This window comes from Sinimarinibacterium thermocellulolyticum (assembly GCF_040327995.1).
Taxonomy (GTDB): domain Bacteria; phylum Pseudomonadota; class Gammaproteobacteria; order Nevskiales; family Nevskiaceae; genus Solimonas; species Solimonas thermocellulolyticum.
This window is the reverse complement of the sequence record NZ_JBEPIJ010000003.1, coordinates 45883-61938: the sequence shown is the minus strand read 5'-3', so window position 1 is coordinate 61938 and position 16056 is coordinate 45883. Positions and strand designations below refer to the sequence as shown.

General features: G+C 69.0%; 10 protein-coding genes. 3 read left to right on the top strand and 7 right to left on the bottom strand.

Annotated features, from left to right (window positions below; all coding sequences use genetic code 11):
- The 4 genes from ABSH63_RS03485 to ABSH63_RS03470 all read right to left on the bottom strand — a co-directional run bounded on the left by ABSH63_RS03485 (nucleotide 1) and on the right by ABSH63_RS03470 (nucleotide 5462).
- Nucleotides 1–2466 carry a DNA topoisomerase I gene (locus tag ABSH63_RS03485; RefSeq protein WP_352887471.1) on the bottom strand — a complete coding sequence of 822 codons (2466 nt, stop codon included), beginning with the start codon at nucleotides 2464–2466 and terminating at the stop codon, nucleotides 1–3.
- Between the two features lie 143 nt (nucleotides 2467–2609).
- Nucleotides 2610–3077, bottom strand: a complete 468-nt coding sequence (locus tag ABSH63_RS03480; RefSeq protein ID WP_352887468.1) for a Smg family protein — start codon at nucleotides 3075–3077, stop codon at nucleotides 2610–2612.
- Entirely contained in the window at nucleotides 3074–4246 is a 1173-nt protein-coding gene (gene dprA, locus ABSH63_RS03475; RefSeq protein ID WP_352887466.1) for a DNA-processing protein DprA, read from the bottom strand. Before dprA ends, ABSH63_RS03480 begins: the two co-directional genes overlap by 4 nt.
- A 40-nt stretch (nucleotides 4247–4286) precedes the next feature.
- Nucleotides 4287–5462, bottom strand: a complete 1176-nt coding sequence (locus ABSH63_RS03470) for a LysM peptidoglycan-binding domain-containing protein (RefSeq protein ID WP_352887463.1) — start codon at nucleotides 5460–5462, stop codon at nucleotides 4287–4289.
- Nucleotides 5463–5568: 106 nt separating this feature from the next.
- Here ABSH63_RS03470 and def point away from each other — a divergent pair, with 106 nt between their 5' ends.
- Nucleotides 5569–6072 (top strand): peptide deformylase, encoded by a 504-nt coding sequence (gene def, locus ABSH63_RS03465; protein ID WP_352887460.1) that lies wholly within the window; start codon nucleotides 5569–5571, stop codon nucleotides 6070–6072.
- 10 nt (nucleotides 6073–6082) lie between these two features.
- Complete coding sequence (gene fmt / locus ABSH63_RS03460; protein ID WP_352887457.1) at nucleotides 6083–6997, top strand: methionyl-tRNA formyltransferase; 915 nt, start codon at nucleotides 6083–6085, stop codon at nucleotides 6995–6997.
- 355 nt (nucleotides 6998–7352) lie between these two features.
- Here the strand turns inward: fmt and ABSH63_RS03455 are convergent, their stop codons facing one another.
- From ABSH63_RS03455 to ABSH63_RS03445, 3 genes are read right to left on the bottom strand one after another with little or no spacing between them, the layout of a single operon-like run.
- Nucleotides 7353–10271, bottom strand: a complete 2919-nt coding sequence (locus tag ABSH63_RS03455) for a neutral/alkaline non-lysosomal ceramidase N-terminal domain-containing protein (protein ID WP_352887455.1) — start codon at nucleotides 10269–10271, stop codon at nucleotides 7353–7355.
- The gene (locus ABSH63_RS03450) at nucleotides 10268–12847 is read right to left on the bottom strand and encodes a hypothetical protein (protein ID WP_352887452.1); all 2580 of its coding nucleotides are present in this window, start codon (nucleotides 12845–12847) and stop codon (nucleotides 10268–10270) included. Before ABSH63_RS03450 ends, ABSH63_RS03455 begins: the two co-directional genes overlap by 4 nt.
- Entirely contained in the window at nucleotides 12844–14697 is a 1854-nt protein-coding gene (locus ABSH63_RS03445) for a hypothetical protein (protein ID WP_352887449.1), read from the bottom strand. The genes ABSH63_RS03450 and ABSH63_RS03445 overlap by 4 nt, the downstream gene beginning before the upstream one ends.
- A gap of 348 nt (nucleotides 14698–15045) precedes the next feature.
- On the opposite strand from ABSH63_RS03445, the gene ABSH63_RS03440 reads away from it, so the two are divergent.
- Entirely contained in the window at nucleotides 15046–16029 is a 984-nt protein-coding gene (locus ABSH63_RS03440) for an AraC family transcriptional regulator (protein ID WP_352887447.1), read from the top strand.
- The last annotated feature ends 27 nt before the right edge of the window (nucleotides 16030–16056 follow it).

The following is a 16056-nucleotide window of genomic DNA, read 5'->3' as shown; positions in this document are numbered from 1 at the left end:
TCAGCGCTTCGCCTTAGTCGTCTTCACGGCCTTCTTGGCCACCTTCTTGGCGGCTTTGCTCGCCGTTTTCTTCGCCGCGTTGTTCGGTGCCTTGCTCGCAGCCTTCTTCGGTGGGGCCGTCGCGGCCACGTCCTTGTCTGCGGCCTTGCGCGCGCGCACCGTAGCTGCCGGCTTTTCCGCCTCGGCGAGATAGGCCTCGCACTCGAGCACGCTCAGACTCTCGGGGTCGCGGCCCCTGGGGATGCGCGCACGGCGCTTGCCGTCGGTGATGTACGGACCGAAGCGCCCCTTGACGATGCGGATGCCGCTGTCGCCGTAGCGTTTGATCGTCGCCGCCTCGAGCGCCGCGGCTTTCTGCTCGATCAGTTCGATCGCACGCGGCAGCTCGATGGTGTACGGATCATCGTCTTTCTTCAGGGACACGAAGTTCGACCCGTAACGCACATAGGGGCCGAAACGGCCGATGTTGACCTCGACCTCCTCGCCGCTGGGCAACTGACCCAGCTTGCGCGGCAGGGCGAACAGCGCCAGCGCCTCGTCCAGCGTCAAGGTGTCGATGCGCTGATTGGCGCGCAAGCTGGCGAAGCGCGGCTTGTCCGCATCATCCTTGGTGCCGATCTGCACGTAAGGGCCGTAACGACCGAGGCGCGCGGACACCGGCTTGCCGGACACCGGATCGATGCCGAGCTGGCGCGACTCGGACACTTCCGACCGGCTCAACTCCTGCTTTTCGTCGATGCGCTGCTTGAACGCCTGCCAGAACTCGGCGAGCAAGGGCTTCCATTGCTTTTCGCCACGCGACACCGCGTCGAGATCGTCCTCCAGATGCGCGGTGAACTCGTAGTCGACGTAGCGGGCGAAGTGTTCGGTCAGAAACTTGTTGACGATCATGCCGACGTCGGTCGGCACGAAGGCCTTGCCGTCGAGACGCACGTAATCGCGCGCGAGCAGCGTCGAGATGATGCTGGCATAGGTCGACGGCCGGCCGATGTCGTACTCCTCCAGCGTCTTGACCAGGCTGGCCTCGGTGTAGCGGGGCGGCGGCTCGGTGAAGTGCTGGTCGACGATCAGATCGAGGAGTTTGACCCGCTCGCCGACTTCGAGTGCCGGCAGGCGCTTGTCATCCTCGTCCTCGTCCTTGCCGGAGGGGGTGTCGGTGCCTTGACTGTACACGGCGATGAATCCCGGCTCGACCAGCACCGAGCCAGTGGCGCGGAACGTGTTGCCCGCGCCGGCGGCCAGCTCCACCGCGACCGTGTCGAACACCGCCTGCTGCATCTGGCAGGCGATGGTGCGCTTCCAGATCAGTTCATAGAGCTTGGCCTGGTCCGGCGTCAGGAACGGCGCGACATCCTTGGGCAGGCGCGAGGCGAAGGTCGGCCGTACCGCCTCGTGCGCTTCCTGCGCGTTCTTCGACTTGGTCTTGTAGTGACGCGGCTCGTCCGGCAGCGCCTTTGCGCCGAACTGCGCGGCGATGGTCTTGCGGATGTCGGCGAGCGCATCCTGGGCGAGACTCACCGAGTCGGTGCGCATGTAGGTGATCAGGCCCACGGTCTCGCCACCCAGATCGACGCCCTCGTAGAGCTGCTGCGCCGCGCGCATCGTGCGGCTCGCGGAAAACCCGAGCTTGCGATTGGCTTCCTGCTGCAGCGTCGAGGTCGTGAACGGCGGCGCCGGACTGCGCCGACGCTGTTTTTTGTCCACGGCGGTGACGACCAGCTCGCCTTCTGCCGCCTTGGCGATGATGTTCTTCGCGGTCAGCGCCGCGACCGTGTTGGTCAGCGTGAACTGCTCGACCTTGCGGCCTTGCAGCTCGACCAGCTTGGCCGTGAATGCCTGCGGGTCCTTTTCGCCTTTCTTCTGCGCGCTGGCTTGAAGTGTCCAGTACTCGCGCGGGACGAAGGCCTTGATCTCTTCCTCGCGCTCGCAGATCAGACGCAGCGCCGGCGACTGCACGCGGCCGGCGGACAGGCCCGGCTGCACCTTGCGCCACAAAAGCGGCGACAGATTGAAGCCGACGAGGTAGTCGAGCGCGCGCCGCGCCTGCTGCGCGTTGACCAGGTCGTCGGAAATCTCTCGCGGGTTCTTAATCGCGTTCTGCACCTCGCGCTGGGTGATCTCGTAGAACACCACGCGCTTGACCGGCTTGTTGGCGAGCAGCTTCTTCTCGCGCAGGAGTTCGACCAGATGCCAGGAGATCGCCTCGCCCTCGCGGTCGGGGTCGGTGGCCAGCCAGAGTTCGTCCGCGTCCTTGAGCGCCGCGGCGATCGCCTTGACGTGCTTCTCGTTGCGCTCGATCACCTGGTACTTCATGTCGAAGCCGTTGGTGACGTCGACGGCGCCGTCCTTGGGCACGAGGTCGCGCACATGACCGTAGGAGGCGAGGACCTCGAAGCCCTTGCCCAGATACTTCTTGATCGTCTTCGCCTTGGCGGGCGACTCGACGATGACCAGGTTCTTGCTCATGTAACTCGGCATAAGGGCCTGTTGACGCGGATCCGGCGCGGGGGGAGCCGCCGGACAGCGGCCGCGGTGGGCGCCTTATAAGCGCAAGCTCGCGCGACTGTCTAGGCCAATCGCGTGCGCGCACGCGCGGGCGCGCGGCGCCGTCAATGGGTGAACTCGCCCTGGTAGTAGACCATCTCTTCGAGGTGGCCGAAGGCCTCCTCGGCATCCGGCTGGTTCATCAGCACCAGCAGGCACACCCACTTGACGCGCTCCAAGTCGATCTCCTCCTTGAGCGCCATCAGTCGGTCGATCACCAGCTCGCGCAGGCCGGCGTCGAGGATGCCGAGCTGTTCGAGATAGAGCAGGAAGCCGCGGCAGTCCAGCGGGATCTTCGCGGCCTCCTCGCGCGCATAAAGGCGCATCGCCCCGCCGGGGCCGAAGACGATCGGCAGCTGGCGCTGCGCGGCGAGGCCGTCGAGCCAGGCAAAGGCCTGGCGCACTTGATCGTCGGCGAAGCCGGCGGCGACCAGTTCCTCGTGCAGCGCATCCTGATTGTCGGCGTCGGTGAATTCGCCCTGCTGATAGTTCTCCAGCAGGTACATCAACACGTCCAGGACCGTTTCTTTCATCGCGGTACTTCGTTCCCGATGCTGTCTGTGGGTTGGTCTGCGCCGCGACCTGCGCGCGCGCCGCGCACCAGCCGTTGGTAGCGGCCACCGGCCATGCCGGCGATCGCGCCGGCGAGTTCGAGGCGCGTCAACGCCGCCTGCAACGCCGCCACCGGGGCCCTGACGCGCGCGGCCAGGGTGTCGACCGACACGGCATCGTCGCCCATCGCACGCAAAAGCGCGCGCTCGATCTCATCGTCACCGCCCGCGCTCGGCACCGGCTGTGTCGCGGTGCCCAGTTTCGCACGTCTCATGCCCAGCAGTGGGCCGATTTCTTCGAGCACGTCGTCGACGGTCTCGACCAGCTTGGCGCCGCGGCGGATCAGATCATGACAGCCGCGCGCCATCGGATTGTGGATCGAACCCGGGATCGCGAAAACCTCGCGGCCTTGTTCCAGGGCCAGGCGCGCGGTGATCAGCGAACCCGACTCGCGCGCGGCCTCGACCACGAGTACGCCGAGAGACAGTCCGCTGATGATACGGTTGCGGCGCGGAAAGTTCTCGGCCAACGCCGCCACGCCGGGCGCAAACTCCGACACCAGCGCGCCGCTGGCGGCAATGGCGTGGGCGAGGTCCTTGTGCCGCGCCGGATAGACGCGATCGAGCCCGGTACCGCAGACCGCGATGGTGCCGCCGCCGGCGGCGAGGGCGCCACGATGCGCCGCAGCGTCGATGCCCAGCGCCAGCCCGCTGGTGATGGCCAGCCCGCGGCGGGCGAGCTCGGCGGCAAAAGCCTGCGCATTCTCCAGGCCCTGCGGCGTGGCGTTGCGGCTGCCGACGATCGCGATCTGCGGCACGCCGAGCCAGTCGGCATCGCCGTGCACGAACAGCAGCACCGGCGGCTGTGCGATCTCGCGCAGCGCGGTCGGATAGTCGGCGTCGAGCCAGCTCAACAGGCGCCGCTGGGGATGATCGAGCCAGGCGAGATCGCGCGCGAGCAAGCGCTCGTCGGGCCGCTGCAGGGCATCGATCTGCTCGCTGCCGAGCCCGGCCGCGGACAGCGCCGCGCGGCTCGCCGAGACCGCCGCCTCGGCGTCCGGGAAATATTCGAGGAGTCTGCGGACCGCCGCGCTACCCAGTCCCGGCGCGCGGCACAGGACCAGCCAAGCCCTCAGTGCCCGTGCATCCACCGCTGTAGCGAAGTGCCGGCGATCGCAAACGGACCCGGGCCTAGCCGCCCGCGGGCTGCGGTCCGCGCACGCGATCGAAGAGGTGGATCTCGCGCTCGGCGTCGACCACGAGCGCGAAGCTCACGCGCGCCTGCCGCTTGAACACCATCACCCGGCCGGCGAACACCTCTGGCAGCGGCGTGTGCACACCGCTGTACGGATCACGCGTGCGACGTCCGGACTGGAACACGTCGAGGACGTGCCCCACCTCGAGGCCGTCGTCCGCACCGCGGCTTAAGGTCACGACCTGGTACTGACCGATCTGCGAGACGCCGTCGAACACCGAGATGATGCGCGCCACCAGGTCCGCCGCCGCCGGACGCGGATAAAAGTGCGTGGAGAAGTCCTCCGGTTCGGGCTCGAGCAAGCGGTCTCCGGCGCGCATTTCACGGTAGCTGCGCGCGACCATCGCCGTGGCCGGCTCGCCGTAACGGCGGACTTGCATGTCGGCGACCGGAATCGCCTCCCAGCCGAGAAACTCGCCGCTGTCGGGATCCACGTAGCGGTTGCCGATACGCACAGCGTCGTACTGGTACCGCTCCGCGACCGGCAGGTTGCGCACATAGACCTCGCTGCCGGCGCCGACGACCAGGCGCGGATCGGCGAAGCCGAGCACGTAGGGTGCGCGGCGCAGATCCTCGGCCGTGACCACACGGACACGACGCAAAAAGTCGCGGATCGCTTCGATCGGAATGGTCGGAATGGCCGCTTCGAGCGGCAGTTCGCGCACCCGCGGCGACAGCCGTTCGAGGTTCAAGTCCTCGCGTAGGTCCTCGCGCAGGACCATCGGGCGACCGTCGCGCCAGATCAGCGTCAGCACATCGCCGGGGTAGATCAGATGCGGGTTGGCGATCTGGTCGTTGACGTACCAGATTTCCGGCCACTGCCAGGGTTCGAGCAGGAAGCGCTTGGACAAGTCCCAGAGCGTGTCGCCGCGCTGCACGACGTAGCGCAGCGGCGCATCCTCGCGCACCCGCACCGCCTCGCGGGAACGCGCCTCGGGCGCTTCGGCCGCGGCCATCGGCGTGCCCACCGGACCTTGCTGCGGTACCGTTGCGGCCTCCGCCGGCGCCGGCGCGTAGCGCTTGCGTTCACCGGTCTGTGCACAGGCGACCAGGCACGACATCGCCACGGCAGCGATGCCGAGCAAGGTCCTCGAACCGGTATAATCGGGCATGGCGGCACCTTCCCCGCAGGTTGCGCCTGAACGGCCAAACTGTAGACGGCTCAATCGTTTGCCGTCAACTTTGAGGGTCATTTCTACACAGGGTCCTCGCCCGCACATGGCTTTGCTCACGATACTCCACCATCCCGACCCGCGCCTGCGCCAGAAGGCCGCCCCCGTGCGCGAGTTCGACGCGGCGTTGCAGAAGCTGATCGACGACATGTTCGAGACCATGTACGCCGCGCCCGGCGTGGGCCTCGCGGCGACGCAGGTCGGCGTGCCGCTGCGCGTCGCGGTGATGGACTGTACCGAGGACAAGACCCAGCCGGCGCCGATGGTCATGATCAATCCCGAGATCAGCGAGCCGCAAGATGCCGAGATGATGGACGAAGGCTGCCTGTCGGTGCCCGGCGTCGGCGAGAAGGTCGAACGCTACGCACGGCTGAAGCTGCGCGCGCTCGACCGCCACGGCAAACCCTGGGAGATCGAAGCCCACGGCCTGCTGGCGCAGGCGATCCAGCACGAGATCGACCATCTCGACGGCAAGCTGTACATCGACCGCCTGTCCAGCATCAAGCGCGAACGCCTACTCAAGAAGCTGCGCAAACAGCAGGCCGCCTGAGGGTCGCACGATGCGCCTCGTCTTCGCCGGCACGCCGGCGTTTTCGGTCGCCACGCTCGAGGCGCTGCACGCGGCCGGGCACGAGATCGTCGGCGTCTTCACCCAACCCGACCGCCCGGCCGGGCGCGGCCGCAAGCTCACGCCGTCGCCGGTCGCGCTACGTGCCGAGGCGCTCGGCCTGCCGGTGTTCAAGCCGGAAAAGCTGCGCGCCGAAGCACAGACCGAGCTGCGGGCACTGTCGCCCGAGGTGATGGTGGTCGTCGCCTACGGGCTGATCCTACCGCAGGCGGTACTCGACATCCCGCGCCACGGCTGCCTGAACATCCACGCCTCGCTGCTGCCGCGCTGGCGCGGGGCGGCGCCGATCCAGCGCGCGATCGAAGCCGGCGACCGCGAGACCGGGATCACCATCATGCGCATGGACGCCGGCCTCGACACCGGACCGATGCTGCTGCGTGAGGCGGTGCCGATCGGCGAGGACACCACCGCCGGACAACTGCACGACACCCTGTCCGCGCTCGGCGCCCGGCTGATAGTGCACGCCCTCGATGCGCTCGCGGCCGGACGCCTGCACGAGACGCCGCAGCCGGCGCAGGGCGCGACCTACGCCTCGAAGCTGAGCAAGGACGAGGCGCGCATCGACTGGTCCGCCGATGCCCAGACGCTGGCGCGCCGCGTGCGCGCCTTCAATCCGGTGCCGATGGCCTGGAGCGAGCTCGACGGCGAGCGCGTGCGCGTGCTCGCGGCGCGGCCGGCCGCCGCCATCGACGCACCCGCGGGCACGATCGTCACCGACGGCATGCTGCGCGTGGCCTGCGGCAGCGGCAGCCTGCAGCTCGACCTCCTGCAGTGGCCCGGCGGACGGCCGCTTTCGGCCCGCGAGGCGATGGCGGCGCGCCGCCTGCACGGGCGGCGTTTCACCTGAGCGCTGACGATCCTGTCAAGCGCTCAGTATTCGCGTTCGATGCGGAACACACACGCATCGCCTTGAATTCGGGATCCGGGAAGCGCGACGCGAACATCGGATCGCCGTGACGTGGCTGGGCGCAGCGCCCGTCGTCGACGGCGGCGTCCGGTCACTGGTCTCCGGAGCGCGCCGGCCAGCCGTCGTCGAGCACGAAGGTCTCGATGCCGAGGCGTTCGGCGATGGCGCAGGATCAGGCGCTGACGCGGCGATGTCCGGCGTTCCTGTGCGCCCGCAGGCGGCGAGTGCGACGGCAAGAGGAAAAAGACAGGCTCCGCGGAACCGCCCCCCGACGGTCCCGCGGAGCTATCTCCCCCTACCGCGCCACCATGCTTCCGCTGTTCCCATCACGGTCGAACACTCGCACGGTGGCACGATCCCCCGGTGCCAGCGTCACCTCGACGCGGCAGCTTCTACCTTGTGCGTCGCAGGACGCCGGCAACTCCCTGACACCGTCTACACCACCACCCCCTGCATCCCCTACCAGTTCGACGACAGCGCGATCGAACACGCCCTGCCGCGCCCAGGGCCGGAACGAGCAGGTGTCGCAAATGCGCGCGCTGCCGTTGTCGGCGATGAACGGGAAGGCCGTCTCGCCTGGCGTGCGCGGGTAGACGATGGGCGCGACGTCGAAGGTGATCGCGTCGTCCGCCACGCTTAGATTCTCGATGCCGATCCCGTCCCAGACCGAGACGGTGAACGGCTCGGAGCAGAACGCGTAATTCTTGGTCGCGAAGGCCTGGCGCGTGCGGCCCTCGACGCAGAAGCGGTAACGCCCCGGTGGGGTCGAGCCCAGCCGCGCCGGATGCGCGCTGTAGGCCTCGAAGCCGGCGGTCCAGATCCATTCCTGCATGCCCGCGTATGTGCGCAGCACGCCGGGCACGCCGTCCGGAAACTCGACACGCGTGATCACCTCGCCGCTCTGGTCGGCGTGGTCGGTCCACTGCCCTGGTGCGGTCTCCCGCTGCACGACCACGCGCGGGTTGTCGACCGCGGTGGAGCCGCCGCGCCAGACGAACTGCGCCATGGTAAAGCGCGTGATGTCGGCCGGCTGTTGCAGCGGCTCCGGCTCGCCGGCGTCGTTGGGCAGGCCGGCCTGCCAGGTGTCGTAGGCGACGGCGCTGGCGGCGCCGACGGTGCGCGCCAGCGTCTCTTGCCGCAGCGCATCGACCGTGGCCAGCACGTCGAGTGGTTCGGGCGCGAGCTCGGGGCCGCCCTTGAGCGCGGCGCCCATGCGCACCAACCGTGTGACCATGTAGTCCGCGGTGTGCGGGCCGTAGGCGGTGAGCGCCTTGCGGTAGTGATCGCGGTTCATGTACTCGCGATAACTCACCGTGTAGCCGTTGTAGTCGCCGGCGTGGCCGACGCCGACGACCAGCCGATAACCCGGCACGCCGAGATCCTGGATCTCCTCGCGGGTGAAGTTGCCCCAGATCTGCGTCGCGTCCGCCGGCTCGCTTTGGGCGCGCAACACGTTCTCGGGCGCGTCCCAGCCGCGCGCGTCGTTGTGCACCTGGGCGCGCATGCGTGCGATCGCCTCGGGCGCGAAGTTGTCACCGGGGATCTCGCCGGCGTTGTTCTCGGGATCGAGCGGATCGAAGTATCGCGCCTGGATCGCGCAGGCCTCGGCGTACCGCGGGTCGTCGCGGAACTCGCCGATCAGGCAGGCCCAGTCGAAGCCGGCGTAGATGTCCCCCGTGATGTCGTTCGCGCGCGATTCGAGATTGAGGATCAGGTCGGCCTGCGGCTCGCAGGCGCAGGACGCGAGCAGAATATCGCCGAGGCGCATCGCCTGCAGGTGTATGCGCGCGTTCTCCTCGACGAGGCCGACACTCGGAGCGCTGTAGTGATCCGGCACCGGCACGCCTTCGGCCTTGAGCGTCGCGTAGATCGTCGCGCTGATGCCGGTGAGCGGGTTCTCTCCCGGCACACCGTTACGCGAACAATCCGGCAGGCCGAGCACCGGCACGCCGACATCGCCGCCGAAGCTCAGCTCGGTGTTGCAGTTCGACACCGTCGGCAGCGGATGCGACAGCGGCCCGGGCACCCACGCCGAGCGCCAGTCGACGGTGAAGTCGGACGAGAACGGCACCGTCGCCTGCGCCGTGCCGGCGAGATCCCAGGCGCGCAAGATGTCGTCGGCGAGGTAGCGCACGTTGCGCTCGGTCTGCACATAGCCCCGGTGGTTCCAGTCGCGGATCGTGCCTTCGCCGTCGGCGCAGGTATCGGCTTCGGGCGCTTCGGCCTCGCTCGGCCAGCGGCCGCAGACCGAGCCGTCGTCGGCGAGGATCTCGGCACGGTCGCCGCTGTTCTCGGCGCTGCCGACATCGCCCTGGCTGAACACCAGCGGCGCGCCGAGTTCGCGGTCGACGAAGCGTTCGAGCGCGGCGAGAAAATCGGCGCTGTGCAGATCGTGCGGATCCAGGCTCTCCGGATGCTCGCCCCAGTTGACCCAGGCGGCGAGCGGCCGCGGCTGTTCGGGATCGGACAGGTCATCGAAGCGGATCACGACCAGGCCGCGGTCGCCGTATTCCAGTGGATAGCCGGCCGGCGTGCCGTCGATCGCGGTCGCCAGGCGCACGACGTTGCCCTTGTAGATGCGGTGCTGGATTTGCATCGCCGCCATGCGCGCCGGCTTGAGATTCGCCGCCGCCTGCTCGATCGCCGCCGCCATCTGCCGCGCCTGATGCTCGAAGAAGCGTGCGTCGAACACGTCCTGGAACAGCCACACGCCGGCGGCGAGCGTCGATGCGTACGCCGAGCTGTGGTTGTGGGTGACGTGGTGCAGGATTTGCGCGTGGCCGATGCCAGAATCGCCGTCTTCGAGCAGTTGCGCGACGCGCCGCTGCAGCATGTCCTGCGCGAGGTAATTGTCGGTCTTGAGCAGGGCGATGCGCTTGCCGTTGGCCCCTTCGACGACGATCGCGCGCGCCGTCAGCCGCGACTGCACGCCGTAGCTCGCGTGCTTGAGCTTGTGCGTCAGGAACGGATCGAGATCGCCGTCGATTAGTCCGCCGAGCGTGTCGGTGGCGAAGTCGCAGTACTGGCCGGCGCAGTAGCCGACTTCCGGCGTCATGTCGGTGATGCCGACGCCGACGCGGACCTTGATCTCGCCGCTCGCCGGTGGCGGTGTCGGCGACGATCCGCCGGACGTCGGCTGCGAGCCGCCGCAGGCCGCGAGCATCAGCACCGCTGCCGGCAGCGCCCGCCGCAGGAAGGGCCCGACGCCGCTCATGGCGCCGGCGCCACGATGGCCCGCAGCGGGAAGCGCGCGACGTTCGCGTACGGCTCGGCGAGGTTGCGCGGGCGGTCTGCTGGCACGATGAATTGCCACTGCTCGCCGTCGACTTCGGTCAGCGGCAGGCCCAAAAGCGCGTTGTCGCTGTCATGCAGCGCGAAGAAGTGCACGCCGTGCGCGGCGTGAGCGCCCTGGCGCTGGTGGCAGTCGAGGTCGGCGTACTCGAGCGCGGCGTTGCCGGTTTGCGCACGCGCGCGGGCGACGTAAGCCTCGCGCACGCGCTCGTCGCCGGAGTTGTCGCCCGGAAACGGCCGGGGCACCGGATCGTCACCGGTGCCATCGTCGAGGCAGGCATCGTCGCGGTAGTACGGCACCACCAGCGGATTGAGCAGGGAGGTCGCGCCGCGGATCAGGAAGGTGTAGACCAGGGCGCCGCCATCGCCCTTTCCGGACACCTGTTCCCAGTTGTCGAAAGCCAGTGGCGGGTTGAAGCTCGGATCAGGCACGTCGATGAAGGCCGGGCAGCGGCCGTCGGCGTTGGGCGGCGACACGCCATCGCTGGACGGGCAGAAGCCGAACAGCGGCGCGAAGCCATCGACGTTGCCGAGCTCGTCGTTGACGCCGTCGATCGGCACGCCCTGCGGCCGCAGGATCGAGTAGTAGCGGCCGCCCGGAACGCCGGCCTCGCGCTCATCCGGCGTCGGCACCATCGCCGCGCGGTTGTAGTCCCAGGCGGCGTACAGACCGTCCGGCGGGATCGGATGCACGCGCACGCGGTAGCGGTAGCTGATCGCGTCGCGGTAGAAGGTCTCGGTCTTGGTGACGTTCGTCCCGGAGTCCGCGCCCCAGACTTCGCGGATACAGCGCACCGGACCGCAGCGCTCGCCGATCAGGCTCGAATTGGCCTCCCAGTTGACCTGCTCGTCCTCGAAGCCGACCAGCGAGACCACCGAATCCGGCGACTGCTGGAAGGCACGCCCTTTCCAGCGGTCGATCAGGTCGGGACGGGTGTTCCAATAGGCCGCCTGCGCGTCCGGCGCCGTGGGCACGGTATCGCCCGGCGCGCGGATGCGCAGGTCACGCACCATCCAGCGGCCACTGGCCCGCCAGCGGTAGTTCGCCGTCGTCACCGTCACGCCGTCGCGTGGGAAGCGATCGTTCGACGGGCAGATGAAACCGCCGCCTTCGCGCGCCGTACAGGTCGTCCGGTCGCCGTAGTACTGGTCGAGCGAATCGACGCAGATCGTGCCGGTTAGGTTAGCGCCGTAGTTGGTGTTGCTGGTGCCGAGCTTCTCCGGATCGTCGTCGGCGAAACGGTGACGATCGATCCACTCATCGGCGTTCGCGTCGCGCGTGTAGTGCACGTAGTGCGGCGCGCTCGGCGTCGTGCCGCTCGCGCGGCGGAACAGGTAGACCGTGCGCAGCGTCGACGGCGACAGCACGTCGAACAAGGTGACCTGCTGGCCGCTGCCGGGGATCGTGTCGGCCGGATGGCTGCCAGCAGGCGCGATGCCGCCCGCGTCCGCGGCCATGAAGACGATCTCGTCGTCGGCATCGAGGCCGGCGACCGGATCGGCGACAGCGGCCGGCAGTCCTTCGTTGACACCGTCGTCGGTGCCGTTGGTGTCGTACTCACGGCGGCAGTCGCCCTGGGTCATGCCCCAGGACTCAGTGTCCCAGACATAGGACAGCTCGTAGTCGGTGCCCGAGTAGATCGAGAAGGTGCTGTTGCCGTTGGCGAGGAAGTACGGCATGCGCTCGTCGACCTGAACCGGAATCTCGACCCAGGCGCCATCGCGCCAGGCGTAGGCGGCGATCTGGTCGATGGGCACACCGCTGATCCCCTGCCCGGCGACGGGATAGATCAGCGTGCCATTGTGCGCGTCGCGGACTGGCCCACCGTTCGGCACCAGGGAGCGCAGCAGCGCGATGATCGGGTCGCAGACCTGATCCAGCGGCGAAGGGCATTGTTCGAGCAGCGCGCCGGACGGGTAGGGATGCGCAACACCGACCGCGCTCGGGACCGACCACGCCGTGATCTGCGCCCCTTGCAGCACTACTGCCTCCGCGCTGCGCTCGGCCGCCACCGCGCGGGCCAGCAGCGTCTGCAGGTTCTCGTCGAGTCCGAGTAAGGATTCGAGGTCTTGCGCGTTCCCGAGCTCGGCCAGATTGGCGCCGAGATTGGCCAGCGCGGTCTGCAACGCGGCCGCACCGCGCTCGGCATCGCCGGCAAGGACCGCATCGATCAGCGCATGGCTGTCGGCACCCAGATCGGCGAGCGCGCCGATGACCCCTTCGCCGCGACCGACGTCGCCGGGTGTGGGGCTCGGGGTCGGCGATGCGGTTGGGGTCGGCGTGGGGCTCGGCGTGGCAGTCGGCGTCGGGTTGGGCGTGGGGCTTGCGCTCGGCGTGGGCGTGGCGCTCGGGCTCGGCGTGGGGGTCGGCGTCGCGCTCGGAGCCGGGCTGGGACTCGGCGTAGCGCTCGGCGTCGGCGTTCCGGCGCTGGATGACCCGCCACCATCGCAGGCGGCGAGCGTGAGTCCCCACAGCAGCAGTGCGACCTTGCGCTTCATGGGCTCGACGCTGGCTCGTCGTCGCCGAGCAATCCGCAGAACTCGGCGGGCAGAAGGCCCAGTTGCAGGCACGCACCGGCGAGCGGCGTTTGCGGATCGAGCAGCGCGCAGAAGGCTTCCGGGGCCCCGGCATCGCGGCAATTGGCGGCCTGCGCGCTCTGCACGTACTCGAGGTCGCGCGCCAGTTCCGCGATCAGACACTCGCTGCTCGCGGTGCTGTCCACGCAACTGCGCAGGTACGTCGGCACGTAGGCCGGCGGCTCGGCGTCGAACAGCGGCAGATAGGCCTGCAAGCGCAGCAAGGGCGCGGTCAGCGGGCCGAGCGAGACGAATTCTTCGTAGCCGGTGAATGGAATCAGGAAGCCGGCATCGCCGGAGCCATCGACATAGCTGAACTCCTCCTCCGGCAGGATGTAGCCGAAGCTGTTCTGCGTGAGCCCGAGCAGCATCGTCGTCGCGCCGGGGTTGGCGGTCTCGGCGAGCGCGCGGATGAATTCGCCGAAGGTGTTGGTGGCTTCACCCGGAATCGTCGCGATCTCGACGCCGCCGGCGCCGCCCAGACTCACGCGCGTGACCAGGGTCTGCGCGACCGTCGGCGCCTGGCCGATTTCGGTCTGCACCTCGCCGAGAATCTCGCCGAGCACCGGGATGTCGGTGACCAGCGTCGGCGTGAAGTCGTAGTAGCGGTTGAACGCGCCGATCGGCGCCACCGCCGCGAACAACGGATTGGTCACCGGCAGCGTCGCGGTGACGCTGCGCACCGAAAGTTGCGGCGCGACGTCGCGCGACGGCTGGCGGAGTGCGAACTCGGCCAGCGCCTCGCCGCGGCAGCGCACGCGCTCGTAGGCGTTCGGCTCGTCGAAGCTGCACGCGCCGCCGGCGGGCGAGGCGTCGGCGATCGGGCCGTTGAAGTACAGGCCCACGCCGCCGCGGCGTTCGAGCCGGCGCATCGCGCCGTAGACGTAGTCGGCGTGCGGAATGCGCGGGTCCTCGTTGATGCTGGTGGGATGCGCCGCATACTGCAGCAGCTGCGCGATCGCCTCGCCGCGGGTCGATTCGACCGTGAGCAGCGCCAGGTGCGCATCGGCATCGTGGCTCGGATCGACGCGCGGCCGCCGGTAGTTGTTGAAGTCCGAGGTCTGACCCGAAGCGATGCGCACGCGCGCGCGCCGCCGTGCGTCGATCGCCGCGCGCGTCGCCTGCGCGGCGGCGGCGTAGAGCGTGTGGTCGATCCAGTCCTGCGGCACCCCGCCCCACAGACCCTGCAGATCGGCGCCGGCATGCGTGTGCGTCTGCCCGAACAGGATGTGATCGGGATCGACGCAGGCCTGGCGCGCACAGCTCGCCTCGACGATCGATGCGCGCACACCATCCTGGATCAGATTGCCGGCGCCGATGGCATCGAGGGTCACGAACACCACGCGCGCGCCGTCGACCTCGAGCAGCAAGAGCCGCAGATACGTATGCTCGGCCTCGCCGTGACGCGCGGATTCGTACACCGGCAACTGCGCCGGCTGGGTCAGTGCAGGGCCGAACTGGGCAAAGGGATTGGGCAGGTTCTGCAGCGGATTGACCCCGAAACCGCCCAGATTGAACTGCTGCAGCTTGCTGCCGACGTACAGGCGCGCCTCGTCGACGCCGTCGATGTGCTGCTGGCTCGGCGTGACGATGACGCTCGCAGCCCCGGCACACCAGTGCTCGGCGACGCAGGCCTCGCCGCCGGGCACGCCCGGATCCATCGGACCCCCGCCAACCTCGACCCGGCCGCTACCACCGCAGGCACTCAAAAACGCGCAGGCCAGCACGAGCAGCGCATGGCCGCGCACCTTGCTCGGGTGGAAGTACCGCATCACTCTCCTCTCACGGGAACGCGGTCGACGCATCCTGCGTTCGCCACGCGCCCAGCGTTCGCACCGCCGCGGCCCGTGGCCGCGACCGGCAACCGGGCCCATCCTGGCCGTGTCGCCCTCATGCGCCATTCGGGGACGTTCCACCGTCACCCATGGCGTGCCGAATCGAGCGCCCGTGCGCGCCCGTGCGCAGCGCTCGGCAACCCGACGGCACGTTCATTTTCTGGCCCGACACGCACGGTGTCTTGACGAAAGCCGCCGTTTGCTTGAGAAATCGCGCCACCGTGGTGGCGCAGGCATCTCCCCGAGCAGGCAATCCGATCCCCGGCGGCGTCATTGCGTCGCTGTATGCACGCGGCCTGCTCGATTACTTGCGCGCGCGGCATCGATCCGGTCGCCTTGTATCCGGAGCTTCGCGTGCGCCAGCTCGAAGCCGCGCGCGGCCACGAAGAGATCCCGCTCGCCGAGTGGATCGACATGTTCGACCGCGCGATCGCCGCGCTCGGTGAGCCGGACCTGCCCCTCAAAGCCGGCGCCAGCCTGCACCTGCGCCACCTGGGCGTGCTCGGCCACGTGCTGATGAACTGCGCGACGCTCGGCGAAGTCGCCGCACAACTCGCGCGCTACATCCGCCTGCTCGGCCAGATCGGCCAGCCGCGCGTCGAGCGCGTCGGCGATCGCGTGCACCTGCTGTGGATCTGGCCGCACGCCACGCCGCCCTCCGGCGCGGTGGCGCAGTTCATGCTGGCCGCGCGCGCGACGTTCATGCGCTGGCTGGCCGACCGGCCGGATCTGCGCTTCGACGCCCACCTCCACTTTGCGGCGCCGCCGGACACACGCGCCTTCGAACGCGTATTCGGCGGCGAGCTGCGCTTCGGCCAGCCGCACAGCAAGATGGTGTTCCCCGCCTATTATCTCGAACTGCCGGTGGCCTCGGCCGACGAGGATCTGCGCCAGCAGGTCGAGGCACGCGCGCAGTCGCTCTTGCGCATTCTCGAAGGCGAGCCGCCGCTGCTGACTGAGCTCAAGGGCGTGCTCGCGCGCAACCTCGCCAATGGCCGCGTCTCGCTCGCAGAGGCCGCGGCCGCGCTCGGCACCTCTACGCGTACGCTGCAACGCCACCTCGGCGCGCTCGGCCGGCCATTCCAGTCGGTACTCGACGAAGTGCGGCTGCACGCCGCCGAGAACCTGCTGCGCGACGCGAGCCTGTCGCTGACCCAGATCGCCTTTTTGCTCGGCTACACGGAGCAAAGCACCTTCCACAACGCCTTTCGCCGCTGGACCGGGCAAGCGCCCGGCGCCTGGCGCCGCCAGCAGCTCGGGCGCGGCTGAAGGCCGACATGTATTGCACCGCAACAT